Origin of the sequence: Neisseria sp. P0018.S001 (genome assembly GCF_051957355.1) — a bacterium.
GTDB classification, from domain to species: Bacteria; Pseudomonadota; Gammaproteobacteria; order Burkholderiales; family Neisseriaceae; genus Neisseria; species Neisseria subflava_A.
In genome coordinates, this window is sequence record NZ_JBQCWN010000012.1 from 66,486 (window position 1) to 73,809 (window position 7,324).

General features: G+C 47.5%; 7 protein-coding genes, 1 tRNA gene and 1 pseudogene. 5 read left to right on the top strand and 4 right to left on the bottom strand.

Annotated elements, in window-relative coordinates:
- Positions 1 to 27: 27 nt before the first annotated feature.
- On the bottom strand, positions 28 to 510 hold the full coding sequence (locus ACTHTJ_RS08855) for an FKBP-type peptidyl-prolyl cis-trans isomerase (protein ID WP_070585775.1): 483 nt from the start codon (positions 508 to 510) through the stop codon (positions 28 to 30).
- Positions 511 to 1,019: 509 nt separating this feature from the next.
- On the opposite strand from ACTHTJ_RS08855, the gene ACTHTJ_RS08860 reads away from it, so the two are divergent.
- A complete protein-coding gene (locus tag ACTHTJ_RS08860; protein WP_070585776.1) occupies positions 1,020 to 1,274 on the top strand; it encodes a hypothetical protein in 255 nt (84 codons plus the stop codon).
- A gap of 95 nt (positions 1,275 to 1,369) precedes the next feature.
- Complete coding sequence (locus tag ACTHTJ_RS08865; RefSeq protein ID WP_070585777.1) at positions 1,370 to 2,743, top strand: FAD-binding oxidoreductase; 1,374 nt, start codon at positions 1,370 to 1,372, stop codon at positions 2,741 to 2,743.
- A 53-nt stretch (positions 2,744 to 2,796) separates the two neighbouring features.
- On the opposite strand, the gene ACTHTJ_RS08870 is transcribed toward ACTHTJ_RS08865, so the two are convergent.
- Together ACTHTJ_RS08870 and ACTHTJ_RS08875 are read right to left on the bottom strand one after the other, a co-directional pair.
- Entirely contained in the window at positions 2,797 to 3,627 is an 831-nt protein-coding gene (locus ACTHTJ_RS08870) for a symmetrical bis(5'-nucleosyl)-tetraphosphatase (RefSeq protein ID WP_070585778.1), read from the bottom strand.
- Between the two features lie 70 nt (positions 3,628 to 3,697).
- Positions 3,698 to 4,087: a RidA family protein gene (locus ACTHTJ_RS08875; protein WP_070585779.1), complete on the bottom strand. Its 390-nt coding sequence runs from the start codon at positions 4,085 to 4,087 to the stop codon at positions 3,698 to 3,700.
- Positions 4,088 to 4,257: 170 nt separating this feature from the next.
- On the opposite strand from ACTHTJ_RS08875, the gene yaaA reads away from it, so the two are divergent.
- Positions 4,258 to 5,037, top strand: coding sequence for a peroxide stress protein YaaA (gene yaaA, locus ACTHTJ_RS08880; RefSeq protein ID WP_070843133.1), 780 nt, complete (start codon positions 4,258 to 4,260; stop codon positions 5,035 to 5,037).
- Positions 5,038 to 5,116: 79 nt separating this feature from the next.
- Positions 5,117 to 5,207 (top strand) — tRNA-Ser (locus tag ACTHTJ_RS08885).
- Between the two features lie 244 nt (positions 5,208 to 5,451).
- On the opposite strand, the pseudogene ACTHTJ_RS08890 reads toward ACTHTJ_RS08885, so the two are convergent.
- Positions 5,452 to 5,663 (bottom strand): annotated as a pseudogene (locus ACTHTJ_RS08890) (IS30 family transposase); the annotation flags it as partial.
- Positions 5,664 to 5,857: 194 nt separating this feature from the next.
- On the opposite strand from ACTHTJ_RS08890, the gene ACTHTJ_RS08895 reads away from it, so the two are divergent.
- Positions 5,858 to 7,135 carry an O-acetylhomoserine aminocarboxypropyltransferase/cysteine synthase family protein gene (locus tag ACTHTJ_RS08895; protein ID WP_440360924.1) on the top strand — a complete coding sequence of 426 codons (1,278 nt, stop codon included), beginning with the start codon at positions 5,858 to 5,860 and terminating at the stop codon, positions 7,133 to 7,135.
- Positions 7,136 to 7,324: the final 189 nt, after the last annotated feature.

Below are 7,324 nucleotides of genomic sequence, written 5' to 3' on the forward strand. Positions count from 1 at the left end.
ACGGCCTTTATCATGCGTTAAGCCTGATTAGTGATGGTGATGACCGTGCGGGCCATGTACGTGACCGTGGGCAATTTCTTCCTCGGTCGCATCGCGCACGCCCTCAACAGTCGCTTTGAACAATACTTTCATACCGGCCAAAGGATGGTTGCCGTCTACTACGGCTTTACCGTCGGCAACATCGGTTACACGATAAATCAATACATCACCTGTTTCCGGATCATCGGCTTCAAACATCATGCCGACTTCAACTTCAACAGGGAATACACCTACATCTTCAATGCGCACCAGCTCAGGATCTTGCTCGCCGAAAGCATCATCAGGCAACAAAGCCACTTCAACGGTATCGCCTACATTTTTGCCGTGCAACGCTTCTTCCACCAAAGGGAAAATACCGTCATAACCCCCATGCAAGTAAGCAATCGGCTCTTCGGTTTTGTCCAACAACTGGTTGTTTGCATCGTACATTTCATAATGCAGGGAAACTACGGAATTTTTAACAATAGACATCATGTCGTCCTTAATCAATATTTATAAAGTCAAGTTCAGGCTATTCTATCACAGCTGTAACTAAACAATCGGTTTACCTTAAACAAATCCTTTTGGCGAATACAACAAAACCGAAAAAGTCCATATAAAAAACAAAATTGAATGATTCCAATCCATAAAAGTTGCTTTTTCACAACACAAAGTTGCTAAATTACAAAAATTTCCCTAAACGCAAAAACATTCCAAACCCTTAAAACCAATAACAAATAAAAATACACAACTCATTGAATACAATGTATTTTTAAAATCTTCATTAATAATGAATATTTTCAGATGATTTTTCGCGCGCCAATATGATTTACATTATTTTCACTATTTTCGTATTGATTTTAGCCAACAAACGGTTACGCAACGTTGCATTGACCTATCCCGTGGGGCATAATATTAAAAAATTCAGCAATGAATTTCTACTGTACAGGCCGTTTGACGGCTATTTTTAGTTTAAATCGATTTAAAAAAGGTTCTTAAAAATGAAAAAATCTCTGTTCGCTGCTGCTTTGTTGTCTTTAGCTTTGGCCGCTTGTGGCGGTGCTGATAAAGCTGCTGAAACTGCTGCTTCTGCCGCTTCTGCTGCTTCCGAAGCCGCTGCTTCTGCTACTGAAGCTGCTGCTTCTGCTGCTGAAGCTACCGAAGCTGCTGCTACTGAAGCCGCTGCTTCTGCTACTGAAGCTGCTGCATCTGCTGCTGAAGCCGCTGCTTCTGCCGCTTCTGAAGCTGCTAAATAATATTCTTTTGAATATAAGAAAAGCAGGATACCATTGCGTATCCTGCTTTTTTACATTCTTCATACTCCCCTTTCCAACTTGTCCGCCTGACTGCCATGCACCTTCACGACCGTTTTGCTGAGTTTCTTTCCGCCTCTGAAATCATCGAAGCCACTCCGGCCTTGTTAAACGACCAACGCCGCCGTTTTGTTTCTTCGCCGGATATTGTCTTACAGCCGAACTCTGTCGAGAGCGTGCAGAAAATCATGCGTTTCTGTTTTGAAAACCGCATCCGTGTAACCCCACAAGGCGGCAATACCGGATTATGCGGCGCAACGGTAATCACCAAAGGTGTACTGCTAAATCTCTCCAAGCTCAACCGCATCCGCGATATCAACCTTGCCGACAACAGCATGACGGTTGAAGCTGGCGTGATTTTGCAAAATGCTCAAAAGGCGGCAGCCGAAGCCGGACGACTGTTTCCGCTCAGCCTTGCCAGCGAAGGCTCTTGCCAAATCGGCGGCAATATCGCCTGTAATGCCGGCGGTTTGAATGTCTTGCGTTACGGCAGCATGCGTGATTTGGTATTGGGTTTGGAAGTCGTTTTGCCAAACGGCGAACTGGTTTCCCACCTTCAGCCCCTGCACAAAAACACAACCGGCTACGACTTGCGCCATCTTTTTATCGGCAGCGAAGGAACATTGGGCATCATTACCGCCGCCACACTCAAACTCTTTGCCCAGCCCAAAACCAAAGCAACCGCATGGGTAGGTTTAGACGATATTGAATCCGCCGTCTCGCTTTTGACTGCGGTGCAAGGCCATTTTGCCGAACGCTTGACCAGCTTCGAGCTGATCAGCCGCTTTGCCCTCGATTTATCTTCGGAATTCAGCCAACTCAAAAAGCCTGCTGATGCGGAATGGCATATTTTGATTGAACTTGCAGACTCTGTTCCCGATGCCGGACTGGATGAAAAGCTTGCCGAATTTCTCTATCAAAACGGATGGGAAAACAGTATCTTGGCGCAATCCGAGCAAGAGCGCTCCGACTTATGGACCTTGCGTGAAAATATTTCTGCTTCCCAACGCAAACTCGGCACCAGCATCAAACACGACATCGCCGTCCCTATCGCCCAAGTGGCCGCCTTTGTCCGCCAATGCGCCCCTGCACTGGAAACCCGCTTCCCCGGCATACAAATTGTCTGCTTCGGACATTTAGGCGACGGCAGCCTGCATTACAATACATTCCTGCCCAATGTATTGAGCAATGAAGCCTACCAATACGAAGACGCCGTCAATACCATTGTTTATGAAAACATCCTTACCTGCCACGGTACGATTGCCGCAGAACACGGCGTAGGCATCATCAAAAAACATTGGCTGCCCCGTGTGCGTACGCAGGCTGAACTCGTTCTGATGCATGCCATCAAAAATCAGCTTGATCCTTACGGCATAATGAATCCGGACAAACTCCTGCCTTCTTTGGATTAACCAATACAAAAGGCCGTCTGAAACATTTCAGACGGCCTTTTATCTTATCCAAACTATTTCAATGCCGTTTTCCAATCCAATCCGCCCAAGGACGGTACCTGTATCACTTCATTGGTATCCAAATTGACCGCTGTCAGCTCTCCGCCCCACAACGCGCCGGTATCCAAAGCGATGACCTGATCGGTATTAACGTAGCCCAATGACGACCAATGCCCAAACACAGTAATATAATCCAAATTCTGCCTATCGGGCGCTTTAAACCAAGGGCGCAGGTAAAGCGGCATTTTTTTCAGAGTGGATTTATATTCGTAATCCAATTCGCCTTTATACGTCAGCGCCCGCATACGGGTAAAGACGTTGATAATCATGCGTAGGCGCTCATAGCCTGTCAAATCGTCCGTCCACTCGGTCGGCTTGTTGCCGTACATTTTGCCAAAAAATTTCCTGTATTTTTTACCTTGCAATTCATCCTCAGCTTCACGGGCAAGGCTTTCGGCTTTATTAACAGACCATTGCGGCAAAATACCGGCATGCACCATCACATGCCTGTCGCCGCGTACCAAAAGCGGTTGATGACGCAGCCAGTCAAGCATGGCATGACTATCGGGGTGGGTCAAAATCGGCTCAACAGTATCACTGCGCTTGAGCGTTCCTTCACCGCAACCGACTGCCAAAAGATGCAAATCATGATTACCCAAAACCATTTGCACGCTGCTGTCATACTCTTTGGCAAATTTCAGGGTTTCCAAGGACTTCGGGCCGCGATTGACAATATCGCCGACCAGCCAAAGGGTATCCGTACCATGATTAAAGCCGATTTTGGCAAGCAACAAAGTCAGCTCGTCAAAACATCCTTGAATGTCTCCGATTGCGTAATGTGCCATTATTATTGTTTTCCGTTGTTATTCTTTTCAGACGGCCTCAAGCCCAGCCCAGGCCGTCTGAAAACATCAATTATGCATTTAAAACCAATACTGCTTCTGCTTCAACCTGAACGCCTTTAGGCAGGCTGGCCACGCCAACCGCCGCGCGCGCCGGGAAAGGTTGTTCGATAAATTCAGCCATCACTTCATTGAACACTGCAAAGTTGGCCAAATCGGTCAAATAAGCATTGAGTTTGACGATATCGTTTAAAGAACCGCCAGCCGCTTCGGCTACGGCTTGCAGGTTTCTAAATACTTGCACTGCTTCGGAGCGGAAGTCGCCATTGCCGACCACAGTCATCGTAGCCGAATCCAAAGGAATCTGACCGCTCATATAAACCGTATCGCCTGCACGGACTGCTTGGCTGTATGCGCCAATCGCGGCAGGGGCTTTGTCGGTATGAATAATGGTTTTAGACATGATATTCTCCTCAAGTAGAAATGTCAGAAACAGGGGGAAGCTTCGAATTTTACTTTCAACAGAAATACGTTTCAATAAAAGCATTCAATTAATGCGTTTAGCCCGTCTTGTTCTTCCTCGATTTTAAACCTACAATCCCACACATTATTCATTTCAAAGCCGAAATTATTATGTTTTTTGTCTTATCCCCAGCCAAAAACCTCAACGAAAAAGACCCCTCCCCCGTCAGCAGCTTTACCCTGCCCGACCTTCTGCCCGAAGCAGAAATCCTGATGCAGGAGTTGCGTCAGCTTGCCCCTCAACAAATCGCCGAACTGATGCATGTTTCCGATAAAATCGCCCTGCTCAATGCCGAACGCAATGCCGCATGGCACACGCCGTTTACGCCTGAAAACGCCAAACAAGCCGTATTTATGTTCAACGGTGACGTCTACGAAGGCATCGCCGCCGATACGCTCAAACCGGAACAAATCGACTACCTGCAACAACACGTCCGCCTGCTTTCCGGCTTATACGGCGTACTGCGCCCGCTCGACTTGATGCAGCCCTACCGCTTGGAAATGGGTACGGCCTTTGCCAACTCGCGCGGCAAAAACCTCTACGAATTTTGGGGCGATAAAATTACCGACCTGCTCAACCAAACGCTGAAGCAGGCCGACAGCGACGTTTTAATCAACCTCGCCTCACAAGAATATTTCAAATCCGTCAACACCAAAAAACTCAACGCACGCCTGATTACGCCGATTTTTAAAGATGAGAAAAACGGCAAATACAAAATCATCAGCTTCTACGCCAAACGTGCGCGCGGTTTGATGGTACGCTACGCGGCAGAACACGGCATTACCGAGCCTGAAATGCTGAAAAACTTCGACTACGAAGGCTATTCATTCAATGAAGCAGCTTCAAACGAAGCCGAATGGGTATTCATGCGTGAAGAACAATCTAAATAAAAACAGAATCCTAGATATTTTTTCTAAAATACCTCTTGGCAAAGGCCGTAAGTTCCATTAATATTACGGCTTCAAGAATGGAAGCGTGGCAGAGCGGTTTAATGCAACGGTCTTGAAAACCGTCGAGGGTTGATAGCCCTCCGTGAGTTCGAATCTCACCGCTTCCGCCATTCTTGATATTTTTTTATCTAGTGAAAATGAAATTCGAGACTTGATGATTCAAGTCTTTTTTTATTTTCAAATCCAAAGAATACCCAAGGGCCGTCTGAAACTTTCTATAATGCAGTTTCAGACGGCCTAATATCTTTAAAAATCCCCCAAATCCCTAAAGTCCCACCCAGACATTTAGGAATTTGGGGGATTTTTGCAAAGATCTCCGCTTTTCTGATCTTTACCGTCAATAGTATTGCCCTACCCATCACCAATGCGGAATTTTTGCTCGACCATGGAGAGGCGTTTTCCATGCCGACGCGATCGTGCATTCTGCCTCAGAGTCATATGCTACCGTATCGTTTGAAGTAGGATTTGCTGCATATTCTGAAATGTTGCCACAGAGTGTCGCCGTTACTTTTATTTAGGAGAAGATTGCGGTAAACGGCATTGTGATGGAGTGTCATTCGATGATGGTGTGGTGGCAGGACAGATCTTGAATGTGGTATCGTTCTTCTTGGGTCAGTTGCGTGTCGCTCATGGTAATCTTTCTTATAGGAAAGGCCGTATATTGCTGCATCCAAACTTTTCCATTATGGAAAGTTTGCCCTTCAAATCCGTTACTACTGGCCTCTATTTATCATTATTTAATCGCTACAAGGATATTTAAATGAAATGGGAAACCATTGCCCTGCATGCAGGCTATCAATCCGAACCGACTACCAAATCCGCTGCTGTCCCCATTTACCAAACCACTTCCTACACTTTTGACAACACGCAACACGGCGCAGACTTGTTCAACCTTGATGTAGCGGGCAATATCTACACCCGTATGATGAATCCGACCACTGCCGTTTTGGAAGAACGCGTTGCCCGTCTGGAAGGAGGCATTGCCGCATTGGCTGTCGCCAGCGGTATGGCGGCAATTACCTATGCCGTTCAAACCTTGGTTGAAGCAGGCGACAACATCATTGCAACCAAAACCCTCTACGGCGGCACATACAATTTCTTTGCCCACAGCCTGCCGCGCCAAGGCATAGAAGTACGCTTTATCGATCCGGCCAAGCCCGAAGAAATCGCCGCCAATACCGACAGCCGCACCAAACTGGTGTATTGCGAATCTATCGGCAATCCCGCCATCAATGTCGTTGATATTCCAGCATTCGCACAAGCCGCGCACGCTCAAGGGCTGCCACTGATGGTGGACAACACCGTTGCTACGCCCACATTGTTCCGCCCGATCGAGCACGGTGCCGACATCGTTATCCAATCCCTGACCAAATACATCGGCGGCCACGGCACAACGATTGGTGGTGCCATTATCGACGGCGGCAAATTCCAATGGGCAGGCAATCCGCGTTTTGAAAAAACTTTCAATCAACCTGATCCGTCTTACCACGGCGTAAACTACTGCGAACATTTTGGTGCGGCAGCCTATATCGCCCGTGCCCGTGTCGTTCCATTGCGTAATACCGGTGCCGCCCTGTCTCCGCACAGCGCATTTTTACTGCTTCAAGGTTTGGAAACCCTTGCCCTGCGTATGGAACGTCATTGTGAAAACGCCTTGAAAGTAGCCGAATTCTTAAAGAAACATCCGCAGGTCGAATGGGTGAACTATCCTTCCCTGCCCGACAGTCCGTATAAAGCTCTGATTGACCGTGACTACGGCGGCAAAGCCTCAGGTTTGCTGAGTTTCGGTATTAAAGGCGGACGCGAAGCCGGTGCGAAGTTCATTGACGCACTGCAACTCTTCCTGCGTTTGGTGAACATCGGTGATGCCAAATCGCTGGCTACCCATCCCGCTACAACGACCCACCGTCAGCTTGACGATGCAGAACTTGCCGGAGCAGGCGTCAGCCCCGACATGGTACGCTTGAGCGTGGGTATCGAGCATATCGACGATTTGCTTGCCGACTTGGCGCAGGCATTGGATGCCGCACAGGCATAGGCAATAGCAGCGCTAATTAGATGAAAAAAGCCTCCGCTTAAAAAGGCCGTCTGAAAATTTCTTTTCAGACGGCCTGAGACCTTTGCAAAAAAGTCCTTCCCCCGACAGCCGAAATCTAAACAAAGATTTTCGGCTGTTTTTGTTTCAAATATCCACTGATTCTACTCAAATATCCCCATAATCCCCCTT

Bases quoted from the DNA above. Each gene is read 5' to 3' on its own strand.
- ACTHTJ_RS08855 (WP_070585775.1), bottom strand. From the start codon at position 510: ATGTCTATTGTTAAAAATTCCGTAGTTTCCCTGCATTATGAAATGTAC.
- ACTHTJ_RS08860 (WP_070585776.1), top strand. From the start codon at position 1,020: ATGAAAAAATCTCTGTTCGCTGCTGCTTTGTTGTCTTTAGCTTTGGCC.
- ACTHTJ_RS08865 (WP_070585777.1), top strand. From the start codon at position 1,370: ATGCACCTTCACGACCGTTTTGCTGAGTTTCTTTCCGCCTCTGAAATC.
- ACTHTJ_RS08870 (WP_070585778.1), bottom strand. From the start codon at position 3,627: ATGGCACATTACGCAATCGGAGACATTCAAGGATGTTTTGACGAGCTG.
- ACTHTJ_RS08875 (WP_070585779.1), bottom strand. From the start codon at position 4,087: ATGTCTAAAACCATTATTCATACCGACAAAGCCCCTGCCGCGATTGGC.
- yaaA (WP_070843133.1), top strand. From the start codon at position 4,258: ATGTTTTTTGTCTTATCCCCAGCCAAAAACCTCAACGAAAAAGACCCC.
- ACTHTJ_RS08895 (WP_440360924.1), top strand. From the start codon at position 5,858: ATGAAATGGGAAACCATTGCCCTGCATGCAGGCTATCAATCCGAACCG.